Genomic DNA, 19,578 nt, shown 5'->3' on the forward strand with positions numbered 1-19,578 from the left:
AAACCATGAGTTCTTCAACTTCACCTCAAGCCGTTAAGTCACTTCTTGCAGCAGACGACCAGGTAGGGACTATCGTCCGAGTTCAGGGTTGGCTGCGCAGCAAGCGCGATTCCAAAGCGGGCATCTCCTTTTTAGCGATTCACGATGGCTCGTGCTTCGACACCATCCAGGCCGTCGTACCTGCCGAGCTCGACAACTACGAATCTGAGGTTAAAAAGTTATCCACTGGATGCGCGGTGGACGTCTGCGGCACTTTGGTGCAGTCCGAAGGCAAAGGCCAAGCGCTGGAAATACAGGCAACGCAGGTCATCGTTGTTGGCGACGTAGACGATCCCGAAGGCTACCCCATTGCCAAAAAACGCCACACCTTCGAATACCTGCGCACCCAAGCGCATTTGCGCCCCCGCACCAATACCTTTGGCGCCATCACTCGGGTACGCACCACGCTCGCCAACGCGATTCATCAGTTTTTCTTTGATCATGGGTTTCACTGGATCAACACGCCCATTATTACGGGCAGCGACTGCGAAGGCGCAGGCGAGTTGTTCCGCGTAAGCACCTTGGATATGGTCAACACCCCTAAGAATGCGCAGGGTCAGGTCGACTACAAACAGGACTTTTTCGAGCAAGAAGCCTTTTTAACCGTGTCAGGGCAGCTCGAGGTCGAGTCGTACTGCTTAGCCATGTCCAAAGTCTATACCTTTGGTCCGACGTTCAGAGCCGAGAACTCTAACACCAGCCGCCACCTAGCCGAGTTTTGGATGATCGAACCCGAAGTGGCTTTTGCTAACTTAGCCGACAACGCCGACCTAGCCGAAGCACTGTTAAAGCACGTATTCACTCGCGTGATGAACGAACGCGAAGACGACATGGCCTTCTTTAACCAGCGCATCGACACCACGGTGCTCGAGCGACTGACCAATGTTATCGAGCAACCCTTCGAGCGCATCGATTACACCGACGCCATAAACATATTGGAAAACTGCGGCCAGAAATTCGAGTTCCCCGTCAGCTGGGGCATTGATATGGCGTCCGAGCACGAACGCTATCTAGCGGAAAAACACGTAGGGCGCCCCGTCGTTGTGATGAACTATCCCAAAGATATTAAAGCCTTTTATATGCGTTTGAACGATGACGAAAAAACCGTGGCAGCGATGGATGTCTTAGCACCCGGCATTGGCGAAATCATCGGCGGTAGCCAGCGCGAAGAGCGCCTCGATGTGCTGGACTCGCGCATGGACGAGACGATGCGAGAACACTTGTGGTGGTACCGAGATTTACGCCGCTACGGCACGGTGCCACACGCTGGCTTCGGGTTGGGTTTTGAGCGTTTGCTGAACTACATTACCGGCATGGAGAACGTGCGCGACGCCATCCCCTTCCCTCGAACACCCGGCAACGCGCACTTCTAAGAGCGGCCTAAACCCTGCGGGTCACCAGCGCCCTGATTGGTGACCTCGCTACAACTGACCAACCGCAAAAGCCAGGGCTTGAGCGTTGACCTCTGCGGCGCGTTCAACCGACCTCGCTTCCGAGTAGCACCGCAGTTCGGGCGCATTACCTGACTGGCGAAAATGCACGATCACGTTATCTTCAAAGGTCAGGCGACAACCATCCGTCAAGTCCGTTGCGATCAGCTCACCCAAGCTCAAAGTCTCTGCCAACTCAAACGGTAGTCTTGCCATTAAGTCGATAAAGGCTTGCCCGCGCTCGGGCACCACCCCCTTCACGCGATCGCTCGCCGTAAAAATAGCGGGCAATTGAGCATCCAAGTCGGCAACCGAGCAGGCTTTTTCACGGCACTCGCGCATCACCGCCAGCAGCGGCAACACCGCATCACGCGTTGCCAGAGGCGCCAAGTCCTTGCCATCGATTTTGATGGCAGATGCCGTTAAAAATCCGCCGTTTGCCTCATAACCCACCACCGACTGATAGCCTGATGTAAGCGCTTGCATACCCTCAATCACATAGGGTGATCCAATTTTTGTCCTTTCGACTCGATCAAAAGCACCGCTTTCACTGACCACAGAATTTGAGCTCACCGGTGTTACCACAGCATCCGCACCGAGAGCTTTGGCACACAAAACGCCCAGACGATCACCTCGCAACCACTGCCCCTTCGCGTCACCTATCAAGGGGCGGTCGGCATCACCATCGGTAGAGAATAAGACATCGAAGTCGTATTCACTGGCCCAGACTTTGGCGCGCTCATGATCTTCGCGACTGACCGCCTCGGTATCAATCGGCACAAATTGGTCGGTGCGCCCCAAAGCCAGAACGCTGGCACCCAAACGCTGAAAAAGGTCAGCAAACAAATCGCGTCCGACACTGGAGTGTTGATAGATCGCGACTGTGCGGCCGTCTAAACACCCAGCATAACAATCTACGTAGCGCTGACAGTAAGCGTCGTACGCGGCCGTATTCGCGAGTGGCAACTCAGTGCTCAACCTCGCTGGCAAAGTGACGGGGGCATGATTAATGGCTTGCTCATCCGCTTTGGTGATTTCGCCACTCGCCGTATAAAACTTTATTCCGTTACGATCGAAGGGAATATGCGAGCCCGTGACCACGATGGCAGGAAAGCCCGAAACACCCGCGTAATAAGCGATCGCAGGCGTTGGCAAGGCACCTACGTAATCGACATCGACACCTAAATCTTCAGCCGCTTTCGCGCAGGCGCTAGCAATGCTCGGGCTTGAATCACGCAAGTCATGCCCCAGCACCACAGTGCTCGGTTTATCCACCACAGCCGTCAAAAACGCGTAAGCAAACCCGTAAACCACCTCATCTGTTAAATCGCTGACTAACCCGCGCACACCGCTGGTACCGAACTTAACGTCTTTAGACTGGGTTAACTGTAAAGTTGTTTGTGTCACGCAGAACTCCGCACGAGTTTACATTTGAATGGTATCGCCAATCATTGAGCGCTCGACCACAATGCGCGAGGCACGGCCCAGCAACTCAATGAATAAATAAGCGCGCTCTTCGTCTTTACTCATGTCAAACACCCCAGCCAGACCCGCAAAGGGCCCTTGCAAGATCTCGACTTTATCGCCTTTTTTGTGGGGCCAATCCGATTCGTTTTTAGCGCCTAGGGTTGGGTCCTGCTGCACCTGAAGAAACTCGACGACCTCATCGGGAACAGGGATGATATCTTGACCAAAACGCACCAAGTTAAAGATGCCCACGGTCGACCTTACCGGTGCTAAGTCATCGGTGCCATAGTCGACATCAATAAACAGATATCGGGGGAACAAAGGCGACACGACCAATTGCCACTTACCTCGAACGCGCTTGCGCTGTTGCAGCTTAGGCAAAAACACGCGATAGCCTTGGCGCGAAAGATTAAGCTCAGCGGCATCTTCTTGCTTGGGTTTTGTTTGCACCACTAACCAGGTCACGCGATTAGGCCTTGTCTTAGAAAACGACGCTATTGTACGCGATTTACACGACATCGGACATTTTGAAAATGTCCGTTTTGTAATCTCGTGCACATCACAGCACAAACCGTCGGACAACCTCGATACGAGGGAGAGCGCTAGAGGTTTCTTTGAGTGGCAATGGGAGCGATATTTCGCTGATTGCATTCCCGGTAATGCAGGTGTTGCCAGCACGCTGGTGTTCACAGCAACAGCGCGTGAAAGCCAGTCGACCGCAGGCTCGAGAAGGAACCTGTAGGGCTAGGCCCGGTTACAGTGCTCCGACCAACAGCCCAACAGCAGAGCTACCCCCAAATGGAGGAAGCGCCAACGTCGCACACTCATGGACATGCTGATACTCTGTGCCACTTCCACCGAAAGGACACAGGCGTGAAAGAAAACCCAAACTTCACCAGCGAGCAACGTCAAGCCTTACAGCACGTTGCGCAAGAGCTTCGGCTTGTGCTCGAGCACATGACTACACTCAATGGTACTGCCGACGAACTCGACGCTATCGCCGATCAAGTCAAGGCGCTCAGCGACGCTATGGCGCCCATGACGGGCAACAAAGCGTTAGAGCATTTTGCTTTGGAGTGGGGGGACGATTTAAATTCACCCCTGCCCATGAGCCCCATCACCGGACGGTACCACCCTGTTGCCCCACCCGTTGAATTAAGCATGGTGGGCAACACTCTTGTAGGAACGGTCACCTTGAATAAGGTCTACGAAGGCGGCCCTGGCTGGGTGCACGGCTCTTGGATTGCGGCAATCTACGATCAGTTATTGGCGTTTGCGGGAATATTTAATAAAACCGGCGGCCCGACTGCGAGTTTAACGGTCGACTTCATGAAGCCCACCCCAATTAATACACCGTTGCGCTTCGAAGCCACGATTGATTCTGTGGCCGATAAAAAGATCTACATGAGCGGCCGCTGTTATTGCGAGGGGCAATTAGTGACAAAGTGTGAAGCCTTATTTATTCAACAAAGCTTTCGCTAGTACGGGCGCGCACTCGACGCGCCCATCATAGGTTTAATTAGAAATTTCGCAACTCTCGCGTGAATTGCCAGCGTCAAAATACTCTTGAAAAACTTTCGGGGTGCGACCGCGACCCGTCCAAAGGTATTCTTCCCCATTCACAACCAAACGGTATTTTGGCGCTACTGCACCGCGTGCTTTGGATTTTGCTTTTTTTCCGCCGCGCTTTGGACTGGGACTCAAATCTTCGGGGGTAAGCCCCGACTGCGCCAGTAAGGCTTGAATGCGCTCAATATTCGCCTGTTTTTCTTTTTCGGCTTTTTCCGCTTCTTTCTGTTCAAGCTCGGATTTTACGCTTTGTAATATCCCAATTAATTTATCAACTTCGTGCAGCGCCAAACGTTTTGCTTCGGCTTTTGCTTTGGCTTTAGATTTTACGTAAATATCAAAGGCAGACGCTTTGGCCACGGGATATCTCCATTAACTTATTTATTTAACGGAGTGTAAATAAAAATGAATTTTTGGTAAAGAAATGGTGAGCTTTGATTAAATTAATCAAAGCGTCTTTTCAACACCGACTATTTTATTGAAATAAACTTCGTCGCAGCCTAACCAAAAATAACGCCGTGATAATACCCAGACTATCGGCCAACCAATCGCCCCATTCAGGTGCTCGAGTCTCGGTTAATGCCTGAAAGAACTCGATAAAAGCACCATAAATAAGCAATCCCCCAATGACGTACAGAATATGTTTGGGGTAAGACCAATAACCCAGAGTTGCCAGCACAAAAAATGCCAGTGCATGCATCACTTTATCAGAGAATAACATCACATCTTGGACCATGTTGGATGGTAGTAACGCCAAGGTCAACAGACCGGCCAAGGCCACCCAAAATAGAATGCGTAAATGGCTTAGCGACACGAAGGGGAATACGGGTGTTTTCATGGACCTACCGATTGGGTGGAATAGCGTAAGTACCGACGCCATGTGCCACCATGTCGTCATCGCCTTGGCTGTAAATCGCCACACTGCCCACAGCCTGCGTTTTACCCACCTTGTGTAGATCGCACACAGCCCTTAAATCTCTGTTAGCGGCGGGCTTGCGCAAGAAATTTATGGTGAGATTCGTCGTCACAGCAAGAGGAACAAGACCTATTGTTGCCAGTACCGCCACGTACAGTGCGGTATCGGCAAGCTCCATCATGGTAGGCCCAGAGACAGTCCCACCAGGACGCAAATCTGAATCGCCAACCAAACGAATAAGCTCACAGTGATTGTGCGAGGCACTTACAATACGGCTTTTAAACCCAGGGAATTCCGTATTTAAAAAATCTTGGAGCTGATTTGCAGATAAGGTTGAAGGCAAAATAATTCCTTAATTCACGCAGGCAGTTTTAATATAACTCGGCATCATTGCTTTATTGCTGCCGCCCTCACAAAACTGACGAAAAAATCGATGGTTTTTTTCATTCAAGGCCAAAATCAAACCCAGCCAATCGCCTTTTTTCGCATACTTGTGATAAAAACTTTTTTTCCAATTGCTGTAGCGAATATTAGCGACTTCCATGTCGCGAATAAATACTTGATCATCACGTATTAATACTATGTATCGTAACGCGACAGTGACACCCAACGGCCCTTTTACTTTTGCATTAATATTGGGCGCTTCTTGCGTTAAATGCATTTCAAGATCTTTTATGGTTTTTTGATTAACGTCGTAATCCAGTAAAGCCTCGAACACATAGCGGGTTAGCGTTACCCCAACCGCATTGACTAGCTGTGACCGCAAGGGTTCTTTGAGTGCTTCATTGTGGGTTCCCAGCAATAGTGACAGCAGATCATCCAAAGCCCAAAACGCTAAAAATGGCCCCGCCACATCGCGTTCTATCTGAGTCGCCCAGGCCAAATCTTTGTTTACAGAACTCACCAAAGCCAGCTCGAGCGTTTTGTTCCATAGGCGATTAAACTCGGCTTCGGTGCGACCCACCAGAGCCTCCTCAACATCTATTGAGCTGGAAGCAAATGCGGGTAGCACAAGTAATGCGACGGCAAGCGCAGCTGGCGGCAACAAACGCATCATCAGGTGCTGCGCTAATCAGAGTCGGCGTATTTAAAACGCCATATCGCACCGACACCAAATAAGACATAACTGTCATCGACAAATAAAGGGCTGTCGGTATTTTTCGCAGACCCTAAATCCATGTAGCGTGCGTAGGCCAGAAAAGACCAAGCGCCAACATCGTATTGAATCGTCGAGGACAAACGGTAGCCAACCAAACCGCTTTTCGCTCGATACTGGGGACGCGCTAGGGTCGCAAACGGTTGCGACACACCATAAAGCAACTGATTGTATTCTTGGTCGGCAGTGTAGGCGCCTAAGTCGATCTCAAACTCTGTGCTCTGCGTACGCCACTCGTAGTGCACACGAGGGTCGAATACCCAGCCCACCGGTTCGATACCATTAGACGGATCGAGCTCCAATGCGGCGCGAAGCGGCAGGTGTAACTCGAGGGTGTTATTACCCCACTGGGCTAATTTAAGTTCTAACTCTGGACCCACCTCTAAAATGAGTTCCAAGTCGTTCATACCCTCTCGGAGAATATCGTCGTCATTATTGACGGGCAGCGAGCCACTAACGCTGATATCGAGCTTGGCGCGATCACTTTTAAAGAGCGAGGCCTGAATGCCGTCGCGGTCTATACTCAGCCAATCACCCTCGTACTCTAGGTAGGGCAAGGGCGCGACTAAGGTGTCACTTTGAGGCGAGCCTGGGTAGTGCGGATAGTCGACAGCGGCAATACCTACACCTAACGTGAGGTCACTCCACAGCTCTTTCCAACCTGGGTAGTCAGGTGAATCCGCAGTGGATGCGTCATCGGCCGGGGCATTCGCAGCCAATAGGCCGCCAAATACCACCGCGATAATTGTACGTAAAATCAGCATAACTACCCTCGAATAAATACTGAACAGTGCTTCAGCGATGTTGCATGAACTTACGTTAAAAGACCACCGTCAACGACTATGCATTCGCCGTTCGTATAGCTCGACGCATCCGAGCAAAGGTAGAGTAAGGTCCCAGCCATTTCTTGTGGTTCAGCGTGCCGACCCAGCGGAATTTGCTGAATAGCCATCTGGTAGATGTCATCGTTGGTAAATAAAGCACCGGCAAATTTTGTTTTGGTTAATCCGGGTAACAAGGCATTACAGCGAATACCCAAGGGGCCGCATTCTTTTGCAAAGGTCTTAGTCATATTGACTACCGCCGCTTTAGTGATCGAGTAAATGCCCTGCATAGGACCGGGCTGAATCGCGTTGATCGAGGCGGTATTGACGATGACACCACTACCTTGGTCACGCATAATTTTTCCGGCCTCAACCGACATAAAGAAATAGCCGCGGATGTTCACATCAACCGTTTTTTGAAAGGCCCCGAGATCAGTGTCCAGGACATGGCCAAAATAAGGGTTTGTGGCGGCGTTATTCACGCAGATATCTAGGCGACCAAACTCCGTTTTAATACGCTCAATAAGCTGCTCAATTTGAGCCAGATCGCCAATATTACACGCGATTGCAATCGCCTCGCCGCCAGCGTCACGGATCTCTTGCGCTACGCGCTCGCAATCATCAATCTTTCGGCTCGAGACAATCAGTCTGGCGCCATACTCAGCTAAGCATTTTGCCGCCTCTTCGCCAATACCTCGACTTGCGCCGCTCACCAAAGCGACACGTCCACTTAAATCAAATAGGTTTTTATACATTGTTTATCCTTAATGACTCTGAATCGACTTGGGCAACGCGATAAGCCCAGTGTACGTAATATAACGACGCCACAACCAGTACCGCCCACGCCGCGGGGTAACCATAATGCGTCACGGTAAATCCTACCACCAACGGACCCACCACGCGGCCCCAGGCAGACGCGGACCCGGTCGCGCCCATCATTTGCCCCCGATGCTTAGCATCGGCACGCTTAGACGCCAAAGAGTTTAAAATAGGAAAACAAAAATTAGCGCCCGTCATGGCAATAAAAAAGGCCAAGGGAATAGCGACATGACCACTGGCCACCACAGCCAAACATAAGCCAAAAACCAGCGCTAACAGCGCCGTTCGCATCAAAGGGATTTCGCCAAAACGATCGATCAAACGACCGATCAAGCCACCTTGAATGATCGCCATTATCAGACCTTGGATACCCAACACCATACCCACTTCCTTAGGGGTGTAGCCCAGGCTATCGGCCGTCCAAATCGGCAACAGATAGGTGATGGAGCTAATCACAGCCGAATGCGTTGTAAACTGGCTGACAAAACGCAAATTTTGAGTGCGCCGTAAAAATACGATAGAGCTGCCAAAGCGATACGGTTCTGAGCGCCGACGATGCTCCGCTTGGGCCTGGGCTTGCGCAGACACGGTCTCTTGTAAAAACAAGCCAGCGGCACCTAGGGCCAACAGTGACATCGCAGCGGCGACTAAGCAGGGCAACACAAAACTACCGGTGTCACCGCTTAACAAACCGCCAAGAAACGGGCCGACCACTAAGCCGAGTCCGAAGGCGGCTCCCAACTTTCCCATGGCGCTGGCCCGATTCTCGAGGCTAGTTAAATCAGCCATCATCGCCGCGGCCACCGGTAAGTTGCCGGCCATCAGCCCCGCAAATGCGCGCGCGGCAAAAATCATCCACAAAGCATGAGCAAAGGCCAGAGCAATATACGATACAGCGGCACCTAACAAACATAGCATTAGCGTGCGCTTGCGCCCCCAGCGATCGGAGAGTCGTCCCCAAAATGGCGACATCGCACCTGAGCAGACAGCGTACACAACGATGATTAGGGCAATATCAAATTTAGTCGCACCCAAGGTTGGCGACAAAAAGGGCAAGATCGGGATGACAATACCAAAGCCGATAAGATCAAGTAGCGCAACACAAAAAAGCAAAAAAATCGGCAGTTGTTTGCGGGTACTACTCACCGCGTTTTAGGCCCTGCCAGCGCTCAATCTCGGCGCTATGAATACCAAAAAGATCCAAACAGCGACCAACCGATTGATCCACCATCGCGTCGATCGATTCTATGCCCGCATAAAAGGCTGGTACCGGCGGCGCAATGATTGCGCCCAACTCAGACAAGGTGGTCATTGTGCGCAGATGACCCGTGTGCAAGGGGGTTTCGCGCACCATAAGAACCAAGCGCCGGCGCTCTTTTAACACGACATCCGCTGCGCGCGTGAGCAGCGTGGAGGTTACCCCGGTGGCGATTTCAGACATAGTGCGTATTGAACAAGGCGCGATCAACATACCGTCGGTCACAAACGAGCCCGAAGAAATCGTGGCACCTACGTCACCTACGGCGTACGCGTGGTGAGCGAGAGTTTTGAGCTCGCTCAAGCTCGTCGAGTGCTCTTGCGCCAGAGTCAGCTGCGCTGACTTACTGATAATTAAGTGTGTTTCGACACCCAAACCGGCCAAGATTTGCAAGGCGCGAATGCCATAAACCACTCCGGAGGCTCCACTGATCCCCACAATGATTCGCTTTGGCATACGCGTTCTCCTTAGTTCTGTCTCCGCACTCTAGCACCACTTCGAGCAAATTTCATTGCTAGAAGCTGCTGGAGTTAGCCTTACGTTTGCGCGGCTTACGAGCGCCATCTTGCTCAGCTGCTTTGGGCGATCTTCGCGGTTTCGCGGGCGCTTTCGCGTTATCACGCTTTTTCGGCTTAGCTTTGCCTTTGGGCTTGTTGCCCGCCGGTTTACGCTTTTGAGAACGCTCGGGGCGATCTCCACGCCGATCTGAATACGGCTCACGACTATCGCTATCAAGCACTTCCGGCTGAGCACGTTTTTGCGCGTAACCTAACTCCATAGCGAGTACTGCCGCAATGTCTGATGCGCTCACTTCCAGCTGATCTGCCAAATGAAATACAAATTCCTTGGCCGTATCCAAGCCTTTACGCTTCAGCCCAATCGCTATTTGATCGCGAATTTTTTCCGCTTTAGCATCAGCGACGTCCGAGGCTGTTGGCAAGCGCATGAGCTCGATCGGCTGGCCTGTGGTGCGTTCAATCATACGCAACAGACGCTGCTCCCGATTCGCCGCAAATAAAATAGCCTCGCCCTTGCGGCCAGCGCGACCGGTTCGTCCAATACGGTGCACGTAGGCTTCGGGGTCTTGGGGTATGTCATAGTTGACTACGTGGGTGATGCGATCAACATCTAAGCCCCGAGCCGCCACATCGGTGGCGACCACGATATCCAAGCGGCCTTTCTTAAGCTGGCTGATCACTTGTTCGCGCGCACTCTGCGCCATATCGCCATTTAAGGCCGCGGCGGCAAAACCACGAGCCTGTAGCTTATCGGCCAGTTCGGTCGTCGCGATTTTAGTACGCGCAAAAATAATTAGGCCGTCAAAGTCTTCAACTTCTAAGATACGGGTCAAGCCATCGAGCTTACTCGCGCCCGAAATCATCCATACGCGCTGACGAATTGAGGTCGCGGTTACAGTCTTTTGCGTCACTGTAATATGCTGGGGGTCTTGCAGATAATCGCTGGCAATACGGCGGATAGCCGTTGGCATTGTGGCCGAAAACAAAGCAATCTGACGTTTCTCAGGCAGCTGCGACATGACCCACTCAACGTCGTCAATAAAGCCCATGCGCAACATTTCATCGGCCTCGTCCAGCACCAAATGTGCCAAGTTATCGAGTTTGAGGCTGCCCTTGCGCATGTGGTCCATAACACGCCCCGGGGTACCTACAATAACCTGCGCGCCGCGCTCTAGCTGTTTCAACTGGGTGCGGTAGTCGGTTCCACCATAAATGGGTGCCACTTGAAACCCAGGCAAATGCCGCGCGTAGCTCTGAAAGGCTTCGGCAACCTGAATAGCGAGCTCGCGGGTTGGGGCTAGGACTAAGCATTGCGTTTGCTTTTTACGGCAATCGATCTTAGCCAAAATAGGCAGCGCAAACGCCGCCGTCTTCCCGGTACCCGTTTGCGCCTGACCGATCACATCGCAACCCTCTAGCAGGGGTGGGATTGTTTTAGTCTGGATATCGGAGGGTACTTCGTAGCCTACGTCGTCTAAGGCTTTTTGCAAATAAGCGGGCAAGTTCAAAGAGGCAAAGGTCGCCTTTGCCGGTGTATCGGTCATGGGAGTTCCTAAAAAAGAGGGCGGCCATAGTCAGCCGGTGGCGTAGTATACAGACCACCGGCTAAACTTAACACTAAAACAGGCACTTAGGTGTAGGATTACCTAAAATTGCCCGCGAACGCCAATCTCAAACCCACGACCTGGCTCCGGTGCGATCTCTTTCAAAAAAGAGGTGTGTAACCGAATTTCTTCATCGGTCAGATTATGCACGCTAGCAAAGACTGTCCAGTCGGAAGCCTGTGAAGGCGACCACTCAAGGCCAAGGTCGACGCGGGTGTAGGCCTCGGTCGCCTCCTCGTTGAACGCCACTCGATCCTGCTCGAAGGCGCGCACCACTCGGGCCCAGGTATACAATTCGCCGCCTCGCCAATCCAGCTGGGCCAGCAGGCGATTAGCCGGCATACGAGGCACGTAGCCCTGTGACGCATCCAACTTTCCTCGACTCATATCGCCGTTGATCGACAGCGCTAAATCGCCCCCGCCGAACTCACCCAAGGCCAAGACCGAACTCAACTCTAGTCCAGAAAACGTGGCATCTACCTGAGTATATTGATATACCGAGACCATATCGACCTCAAGCCCCGTATTCAGCAAACCAATGTAGTCGCTAAATTGATTATGGTAGAGCACAACCTCAAGGTAGTTATCTCCCCACGACCGAGACAGCGAGAGGTCGACATTGTTCGACGTTTCGCTATCGAGATCAGACGCCCCAAGCTCGATGGCTTCGGTAGCCGCGTGAACCACCCAATCTACCTCATTCAGAACGCCGGCATTGGAATAGAGCTCCTCGATGGCGGGGGCACGTTCGGCGTGGGAGTAAGCCGCGCTCCACTGCCATCCATGTTCTAAATTCTGCACCCAAGAAGCAGAAAAACTCAGGTTGTTGAATACGCGACTGTTAGCACCACTCTGGGGATCCAGCTCATCTCGATCATAGCGAACGCCCAACTCCAATAGCCCAGCGTCAAAATGCAGGTCCTCTACGAGGAATAGGCCTAGCTGGTCTTTATCGGTTATCGGGATGAAAGCCTCTTCACCCAGAGCACTAAACTCCGATTGCCCGACCTGTAAGCCAAACACACCGTGCCAAATGCCCAGCGTTTTATGCACCGCCTCTAAACGTAGCTGCCTACTTTTGTTACTGTAGGTCGTGCCCACTTCGCCACTAGGCTCAACTTCCGAGTGTTGATAATCTGTGTAGGTACCAAAGAAGCGCAGTTCATCCAAGAGAGGCAAAGGCTCGTGTAAATGCAGAGCCAGATCATAACGCGTCTGCTCTAAGTCTATTCGGATGCCCTGCTCGGGGTTCTCCTCTTCGTGGTCTGCAGCGAGAGGATCTTCCTCGTGCGCATGATGTGCATGCGCTGCGGCAGGGATACCATAATTGCTGTTTTGACGCTGGACTGAGAAACCGGCAAAACCCGCTTCAAAATGACGGCTAAGGCCCAGCGTAACAATATCGGTTTCACCATCGGTGTTGGCTAAACGGCTTGGGGGGCCTGCGTACTCCTCGTCCGCGTGAGGCTCCTCTTCTATGTGTTCCTCATCGTGATGTTCAAGCGGTACCGCCGTGTTTTTCGGCACCGTTAGATCACCCCAGCTCCGAACCACTGCATCTAAATGAAAGGCGTAATCGCCTTGAGAGGCATCCCAGCGCACCACACCGGTGCTTGCCTGACTCGCAGAATCGTAGCGAAACTCCGCCCGAGTCTCGGCTTGGTCCACAAGGCGAGGGGGAATGCGCCCATCGGTCACGTTGACCACGCCACCAATAGCACCGCCACCGTAAAGTAGCGTCGCGGGACCGCGAAGGACCTCGATGCTATCGGCCAAAATAGATTCTACCGCGACAGCATGGTCAGCGCTCAGATTGGAGGCATCGGCACTGATGGTGCCGTTCTGCAACACGGTAACACGAGCACCCTGCTGCCCTCGAATGACGGGTTGTCCGACGCCGGGCCCAAAAGAAGCGCTATTCAAGCCAGGTTGCAGCGCTAAGGTGTCCCCAATGGTGCTGCCCGCAGCGCGCTGTAACGCTTCGCCACTCAATACGGTGACAGGCAAGGCCGTTTCTGAGGTTTTTTTGTGTAGCGGTACGGTGACGAGCACGTGCTCCATTGCAGGTGATTCGCCACCCACAGCGGCTGCACTGACAAAGGCCAGAGCAGCGGAAATTCGCTTTTTCATGATAACTCCTAATAAATACGATAAACGTTAGCTTTTATTAGGGGTTGTGGGGTGGCCCTGTTGCGGGTGGTCGATATCCAGTGTAAAGGGGCAAGAGCAGGCTGTAATCGCCAGCATAAAACACCGACTGCCACTGCGGCTGCGTACTGTGGGATGACGCTGTATCTACCGCGGTGGCAGAGCTATGAAACACCCAGCAGTCGAGCGGTTGTGCGTCAAAGTGTACGTGACCTGACTCAAACGCTTGACCGGTAACAGAGACAAAAGCCGCAACAAGCACTAGCAGGCGAAGCCAGCGAGCGCTTTTACTGTGCAATGTCTTTGCAATCATTGGGGCCATGTCACGATCTAGAACGAGTTCTGAGCTAGGCTAGCCCCTTATTCGGTTTTGAGCAAGCCCGTCTTCAAAAACCTTTTTGAACTAATTGTTATAAACATCCTCTAGAAAATTAGTGATTGCCAATCGTGACTCGGGCTCGTCTAATGTAGGCGCATGACCTCGGTTCTCAAGCCGAAGGTACTGCATGGTCGGGTGTTTTGCTTGCATTTTGGCAACACAATCGTCGGCCAAAATATCGGATAGCGCGCCGTGCACCAACAACATGGGTTTGGACAAGGTCGCGTCGAAAAACTGCCACAGATCAGGCGGCACAGCTGCAGTTTGTGAGGCATCCATAGGCTTAGAAATCGATGCATCGTAATCAAGTTTGGGCTTGCCCTCGACCGATTCGATGTACAAATTGCGGGTGAAGCTGATCCATTCAGCGTCGCCAAAATCGGGGAACGCCGGGCCATTAATGGATTTGACCTGAGCGACCGCAGCGTCCCAAGTTTCGGGGGGCGCCAACTTACCCACATAGCTTTGAATGCGCGCCAGTCCAACAGGATCAACCTCGGGACCAATATCATTAATGACCAACGATTTAATTCGCGTCGGCGCCAGTGTCGTCATAATAAAACTCATCAAGCCGCCCATTGAGGTACCAATAACCGATACCTCGTCGATACCCAAACTGTCGAGCAAGGTAAACATATCCTGGCAGTAAATGGCGGGCTGATAGTTGTCTGAATTGGGGTCATAGTCCGAGCGACCGCGACCACGTTGATCCACAGCAATGACCCGGTAATAGTTCGACAGCATCTCCGCTAACCCAGCAAAGTCTTTTGAATTGCGGGACAAGCCATGCATGCACAGCAGCGTTGGAGCTGAATCGCCGTTAAGGCCCGTGCACGGATAGTCACGAGCGTACAAGCTCAGGCCATCGGTACTGTTATAGTAATAGTCACGATACATAGAAAACCCTCTTTTTTTATGTACTGTAACGCCAGTGGGAAACCAGCTCAAGAATAAGCGGTTGCTTAGTGTTTATGAGCACCAGCAAACAACAGTCCCATGCCACCAACGGCAAACGACGCGATAATGCCCCAAGCTGCTGAAACGGCTGGATTCGAAACCCCCCAGAACAAATTGAGCACCAGATGTAAGATAATGCCGGTAAGCGCACTGGCAAACACAACAACGAGAGGGACATGCCGACGCACCAATACGCCGAATACCACAGGCACCACCGATGCCGCCGCTAATCCGTAAACACCTTTCTGGGCAAACAAACCAATAATGGGTGGCGGATTCCAAGCGAGTGCAAGCCCGACAATACCCACGCCCACGAGCACCCAGCGTGATAACGCCAAAGCATCGATACGATCAGAGACCAAAGGCTTAGCGATATCCGTGACGACCATCGCTGACAGGGACACTAGAATGCCATCCAAGGTGCTCATGCCCGCCGCCAGCAAGGTAATAAAAATAAACGTCAGGACAAGTTCGCCCCACAAGGACCCCGAAAACTGAAACAACAAGTACTCACGAACCACGGTATCTTGCGTTTCAATATCAAGACCCGCAAGGCGAGCGTAAAACCCGATCAGCAACATCAACATGAAGACCGCACCTACACCAACCGTCGTCCCTACAAAGACCTTGATGTCCTTCTCACTGCGCAAATACAGAACTTTGGTCAGGATATGTGGCTGCATCATTAAGGCAAAGGTCACCACAAATCCACTGACAAACACCGAGAAGACATCAAAATACAAATCACTACTTGGATTGAACGCAGCAGCGTAGTCAGTACTGATGCGTGTCAGCGCACCCGTGACATCACCGCCAAAGTGTTGCCATCCAGTGACAACCAAAAACACAGTAACCAGAATCATCATCACGCCCTGCACCGTATTGGTATAAGCGTGTGCATAAGTGCCTCCCATCAGCACATAGGAAAACACAAAAACCAATACGCCGATCAGCGCTACCTTTTGATCCAAACCAAACAACCCAGTAACCAAGTAGCTGCAACCCACCAAAATGAGGACAACGAAGGTAATGGATAACAGATTCAAAAACGCAAAGAACAAGCTAAAACCACGATGGTTATAGCGATAATAAATCCACTGAGGAATGGTAAGAGCTTGATGCGCCTCTCCCACACGCAAGAAGCCGCGAGTTAACACAACAAAAGCACTCAGGATGCCCAATGAACCAGCGACCCCATAGTGTAAAAACGCGCTCAACCCGTGGACGTACACAAACCCTGGGTTGATCACAAAGGTTGCTGTCGATGATATCGAGGCTGCTAATGTGATCCCGATAAGCACGGGATGCATGTCTTTGTTGCCAATCGAGAAGGACGCAACCGACTGTGTGCGCTTCATTCCCACCCATGAGAGTGCGTAGATAGCGACCACGTAAGCGATTACCACACTGTACTTAAAGATTTCTGGCGTCATAGTCATTCTTATCGGGGTATGTGCTTGCATTGTGCAAGGAATACGCTTATTTTTCAACAAGCGTTGAATGGCATTGTGTGATACTGTTCAAGCGGCTCATAAGGACATTGAAGTGACAAACGTTAGCAAACGTGATCGAATTTTAGACGCAGCCGAGGCGCTCTTCGCAGAGCGGGGCTTTGATGGCGTGACACTTCGGCAAATCGCGAGCAGTGCGGGCGTTGACGTTGCGCTTGCGAATTACCACTTCGGCAAAAAGTTGGAACTCTTTAACGCGGTCTTCGAGCGACGCGCAGCTTTGCTTAACCAGTCACGCCTGGACGCGTTACGCAAAGTGCAAGCCGAACAAGCCGACAGCGGACCTAGCGTCGAACAAATTATCGAGGCCTTTTTACGCCCACTGGAATTGACGCAAGAGACGGCAGATCCAGGCTGGCGACATTATCTTGCGTTAATCGCCTACGTGAACAACAGCACCTATTGGGGCAAGAGAATGATGAGCAAGTTGTTTGATGACTTGGTCCAAGAATTCATTGCAGCACTGCGCCAAGCTCTGCCTACCGCGAGCGACCAGGATTTATACTGGTGCTACCACAACTTGTCTGGCGCCCTAACGCTCACGCTCGCGCAAACCGAGCGCATCGACACCCTGTCGGGCGGCTTATGCCAATCCAGTGACTTTCAAGCGGCGTATGATCACATGATCCCCTTCGTCGCGGCCGGCTTTAGAAAGGTGTGCGGCGCAAACGCCTCATAGCGCTAAACTCAGAGAGTGTCGTTTTTTAGCTCGCGCTCAATCCGGCTCTCCTGCTCGAATCGTGCAGATCCCACTAACTTGCGCGTTTTTTGCAAACGCTCGCGACGTCGTTCCTTACGGTAATGATCTAGCCAGTAATTAAAGCGATCTTGCTCTTCTTCGCCCGCGACAAGTGCTTCCACGAACGCGATATCGATTCCTTCGCGAAACGCGATTCTTGGGGGGCGAATCTTGTTGGCCGCATAGAGTGCGACCACTCGAATTTGGTCATCGCGTCCGTAGTGACACTGCCGAGAATAACCAAACGGGGGTGAGGGGGTTCTATTATCCATCGATACGCCAATCAATTCATTCAAGGGTGTAACGATAGCGTATGCGGACATATTTCGCTATGAACTGCCCAGCTGATTAAACATTCACGTGTTATAATTTCGACGTCTCCCTGAGGAACTGCCTATGACCACCCCGACCCACCGTCGAACCAAAATTGTTGCCACTATCGGACCCGGTAGCGACAACCCAGACAGCCTATTCAGACTTATTGAAGCAGGCGTTGATGTCTTTAGATTGAATTTTAGCCACGGCTCGGCGGACCATCACGCCGCAGTCGCGGAAAGGGTCCGCAAACAGGCCGCGATTGCCGGCCGTTACGTCGGTATATTGGCAGATCTACAGGGTCCTAAAATTCGAATCGCAGGCTTCAAGGAAGGCAAGATCGAACTAAGCGCAGGAGACCGGTTTATACTTGACCTGGAGCTCGACAAAGACGCCGGCGACCAGCGCTCAGTCGGCGTGGATTTCCCGGATCTCGCGGAAAGTGTGGGTGCGGGTGATACGCTGCTTCTCGACGATGGACGCGTGCGACTAATCGTGAACCACGTATTCCATAAAACAATCGAGTGCACGGTCGTTGTAGGGGGCATACTGAGCTCCCGCAAAGGCATTAATCGTTTAGGTGGTGGGCTCTCGGCGCCCGCACTGACTGACAAAGATATTTCGGACATTAAAAGCCTCAAAGCGGTCCAACCGGACTTTGTCGCAGTATCGTTTGTCAGCACCGCGGCCGATATCGAGCAAACAAAGGGGTTACTTGAAGAGGCAGGGGTAAGCGCCGGCATTATCGCCAAAATCGAACGGGCTGAAGTTGTCGCCGACACAGATACTCTCGACGCAATCATAGATGCCTCGTTTGGTGTCATGGTAGCACGCGGGGATTTGGGCGTAGAGGTTGGAGACGCCCAACTCATTGGCATTCAGAAGGACCTGATTTCGCGGGCGCGGCGCCAAGACAGAGTCGTGATTACCGCCACGCAGATGATGGAATCTATGATCAACAGTCCGATGCCCACTCGCGCCGAAGTGTTCGATGTAGCGAACGCCGTGCTTGATGGCACCGATGCCGTGATGCTTTCGGCAGAGACGGCCGTTGGTAACTACCCTGTCGAGGTAGTGAAAGCGATGGCCGACTCCGCGCTTGGCGCCGAGCGACACCCGGTAGCGCGATCGTGGAAACACAAAGCCAATCAAAAATTTGACAGTACCCAAGAAACCATTGCTGTCTCGGCTATTTACGCCGCGAGCCACAATGATAACGTCCGGGGAATTGCCTGTCTTACCGAATCGGGCAATACCCCCTTGTTAATGTCGCGCATCTCGTCAGGTTTGCCCATTTTCGCACTCAGTGATAATCATGCGACGTTGCAGCGTCTTGCGCTATGTCGTGGCGTTATTCCGCTCTATTTCGACGCACGAATGTTCGAGCCCGAAATGATCGAGGAGCGTGCTGTGGAGTTTTTGAAAGACGGGCGTTACGTCGTCTCAGGCGATTCCATTATCTTGACCAAAGGCGCCATCATGGGGCAAACGGGATCAACCAACATTTTGAAGATCCTAAATGTGGCTTGATAATCAGAATTAGTGACTTTTTCCCATAATAGAGGCTAAAGAGTCACATACATGAAGCAATAAGGGTGTTAGACTGGTCTCGTCACATTGGGTGACACCGTTAATGTGCGGCTCTGGATTCCAGATAAAGCACGAAAGCAGCAATGTATGAAGCTCCCTACGGAGCGTTTTAACACAGGTAAGTAATATGGCTACAACAACTGGCACCGTCAAATGGTTTAACGAAACTAAAGGCTTTGGCTTCATCGAACGTGAAGGCGGCCCTGACGTGTTCGTACACTTCAGCGCGATCAAAGGCGATGGTTTTAAAACATTGGCAGACGGCCAAAAGGTCGAGTTTGATGTGACCGATGGACAAAAAGGTCCTCAAGCGGAAAATGTGGTGCCATTGTAAGATAC

Annotated in this window: 21 protein-coding genes; 5 read left to right on the forward strand and 16 right to left on the reverse strand. The window is 52.0% G+C overall.

Annotated elements, in window-relative coordinates; translation table 11 throughout:
- Positions 1–5: 5 nt before the first annotated feature.
- Positions 6–1,412: an asparagine--tRNA ligase gene (gene asnS, locus EYZ66_RS12115; protein WP_009577378.1), complete on the forward strand. Its 1,407-nt coding sequence runs from the start codon at positions 6–8 to the stop codon at positions 1,410–1,412.
- Between the two features lie 48 nt (positions 1,413–1,460).
- On the opposite strand, the gene EYZ66_RS12120 is transcribed toward asnS, so the two are convergent.
- Both EYZ66_RS12120 and EYZ66_RS12125 read right to left on the reverse strand, forming a co-directional pair.
- Entirely contained in the window at positions 1,461–2,876 is a 1,416-nt protein-coding gene (locus EYZ66_RS12120; protein ID WP_009577379.1) for a phosphohexomutase domain-containing protein, read from the reverse strand.
- An 18-nt stretch (positions 2,877–2,894) separates the two neighbouring features.
- Positions 2,895–3,401, reverse strand: a complete 507-nt coding sequence (locus tag EYZ66_RS12125) for a transcription termination/antitermination NusG family protein (protein WP_009577380.1) — start codon at positions 3,399–3,401, stop codon at positions 2,895–2,897.
- A 408-nt stretch (positions 3,402–3,809) separates the two neighbouring features.
- Between EYZ66_RS12125 and EYZ66_RS12130 the strand changes: the two genes are divergently transcribed.
- The gene (locus EYZ66_RS12130) at positions 3,810–4,418 is read left to right on the forward strand and encodes a PaaI family thioesterase (protein WP_009575970.1); all 609 of its coding nucleotides are present in this window, start codon (positions 3,810–3,812) and stop codon (positions 4,416–4,418) included.
- Positions 4,419–4,451: 33 nt separating this feature from the next.
- Here the strand turns inward: EYZ66_RS12130 and EYZ66_RS12135 are convergent, their stop codons facing one another.
- The 13 genes from EYZ66_RS12135 to EYZ66_RS12195 all read right to left on the reverse strand — a co-directional run bounded on the left by EYZ66_RS12135 (position 4,452) and on the right by EYZ66_RS12195 (position 16,517).
- The gene (locus EYZ66_RS12135) at positions 4,452–4,865 is read right to left on the reverse strand and encodes an H-NS histone family protein (protein ID WP_009575971.1); all 414 of its coding nucleotides are present in this window, start codon (positions 4,863–4,865) and stop codon (positions 4,452–4,454) included.
- 115 nt (positions 4,866–4,980) lie between these two features.
- Entirely contained in the window at positions 4,981–5,343 is a 363-nt protein-coding gene (locus tag EYZ66_RS12140) for a VanZ family protein (protein WP_009575972.1), read from the reverse strand.
- 4 nt (positions 5,344–5,347) lie between these two features.
- On the reverse strand, positions 5,348–5,764 hold the full coding sequence (locus EYZ66_RS12145; RefSeq protein ID WP_009575973.1) for a PaaI family thioesterase: 417 nt from the start codon (positions 5,762–5,764) through the stop codon (positions 5,348–5,350).
- Positions 5,765–5,773: 9 nt separating this feature from the next.
- Entirely contained in the window at positions 5,774–6,478 is a 705-nt protein-coding gene (locus EYZ66_RS12150; protein ID WP_009575974.1) for an ABC transporter substrate-binding protein, read from the reverse strand.
- Between the two features lie 11 nt (positions 6,479–6,489).
- Positions 6,490–7,341, reverse strand: a complete 852-nt coding sequence (locus EYZ66_RS12155) for a MipA/OmpV family protein (protein ID WP_009575975.1) — start codon at positions 7,339–7,341, stop codon at positions 6,490–6,492.
- A gap of 50 nt (positions 7,342–7,391) precedes the next feature.
- The gene (locus tag EYZ66_RS12160; protein WP_009575976.1) at positions 7,392–8,156 is read right to left on the reverse strand and encodes an SDR family oxidoreductase; all 765 of its coding nucleotides are present in this window, start codon (positions 8,154–8,156) and stop codon (positions 7,392–7,394) included.
- A complete protein-coding gene (locus tag EYZ66_RS12165; protein ID WP_160195689.1) occupies positions 8,149–9,366 on the reverse strand; it encodes an MFS transporter in 1,218 nt (405 codons plus the stop codon). The genes EYZ66_RS12160 and EYZ66_RS12165 overlap by 8 nt, the downstream gene beginning before the upstream one ends.
- Positions 9,359–9,934 carry a UbiX family flavin prenyltransferase gene (locus tag EYZ66_RS12170; RefSeq protein ID WP_009575978.1) on the reverse strand — a complete coding sequence of 192 codons (576 nt, stop codon included), beginning with the start codon at positions 9,932–9,934 and terminating at the stop codon, positions 9,359–9,361. Before EYZ66_RS12170 ends, EYZ66_RS12165 begins: the two co-directional genes overlap by 8 nt.
- 58 nt (positions 9,935–9,992) lie before the next feature.
- The gene (locus EYZ66_RS12175) at positions 9,993–11,540 is read right to left on the reverse strand and encodes a DEAD/DEAH box helicase (RefSeq protein WP_009575979.1); all 1,548 of its coding nucleotides are present in this window, start codon (positions 11,538–11,540) and stop codon (positions 9,993–9,995) included.
- Positions 11,541–11,642: 102 nt separating this feature from the next.
- A complete protein-coding gene (locus EYZ66_RS12180; RefSeq protein ID WP_160195690.1) occupies positions 11,643–13,730 on the reverse strand; it encodes a TonB-dependent receptor in 2,088 nt (695 codons plus the stop codon).
- 37 nt (positions 13,731–13,767) lie between these two features.
- Positions 13,768–14,070: a hypothetical protein gene (locus tag EYZ66_RS12185; protein WP_040816754.1), complete on the reverse strand. Its 303-nt coding sequence runs from the start codon at positions 14,068–14,070 to the stop codon at positions 13,768–13,770.
- 81 nt (positions 14,071–14,151) lie between these two features.
- On the reverse strand, positions 14,152–15,024 hold the full coding sequence (locus EYZ66_RS12190; protein ID WP_040816755.1) for an alpha/beta fold hydrolase: 873 nt from the start codon (positions 15,022–15,024) through the stop codon (positions 14,152–14,154).
- 65 nt (positions 15,025–15,089) lie between these two features.
- On the reverse strand, positions 15,090–16,517 hold the full coding sequence (locus EYZ66_RS12195; RefSeq protein WP_040816756.1) for a sodium:solute symporter family transporter: 1,428 nt from the start codon (positions 16,515–16,517) through the stop codon (positions 15,090–15,092).
- Between the two features lie 112 nt (positions 16,518–16,629).
- Between EYZ66_RS12195 and EYZ66_RS12200 the strand changes: the two genes are divergently transcribed.
- A complete protein-coding gene (locus EYZ66_RS12200) occupies positions 16,630–17,274 on the forward strand; it encodes a TetR/AcrR family transcriptional regulator (RefSeq protein ID WP_235714734.1) in 645 nt (214 codons plus the stop codon).
- Positions 17,275–17,282: 8 nt separating this feature from the next.
- On the opposite strand, the gene EYZ66_RS12205 is transcribed toward EYZ66_RS12200, so the two are convergent.
- Positions 17,283–17,657 carry a hypothetical protein gene (locus EYZ66_RS12205; protein WP_139042580.1) on the reverse strand — a complete coding sequence of 125 codons (375 nt, stop codon included), beginning with the start codon at positions 17,655–17,657 and terminating at the stop codon, positions 17,283–17,285.
- Between the two features lie 73 nt (positions 17,658–17,730).
- Here EYZ66_RS12205 and pyk point away from each other — a divergent pair, with 73 nt between their 5' ends.
- Together pyk and EYZ66_RS12215 are read left to right on the forward strand one after the other, a co-directional pair.
- Positions 17,731–19,179 (forward strand): pyruvate kinase, encoded by a 1,449-nt coding sequence (pyk, locus tag EYZ66_RS12210; protein WP_009575986.1) that lies wholly within the window; start codon positions 17,731–17,733, stop codon positions 19,177–19,179.
- A gap of 187 nt (positions 19,180–19,366) precedes the next feature.
- Positions 19,367–19,573: a cold-shock protein gene (locus EYZ66_RS12215; RefSeq protein ID WP_009575987.1), complete on the forward strand. Its 207-nt coding sequence runs from the start codon at positions 19,367–19,369 to the stop codon at positions 19,571–19,573.
- Positions 19,574–19,578 lie beyond the last annotated feature (5 nt).

Source organism: Aequoribacter fuscus (assembly GCF_009910365.1).
Classification (GTDB): domain Bacteria; phylum Pseudomonadota; class Gammaproteobacteria; order Pseudomonadales; family Halieaceae; genus Aequoribacter; species Aequoribacter fuscus.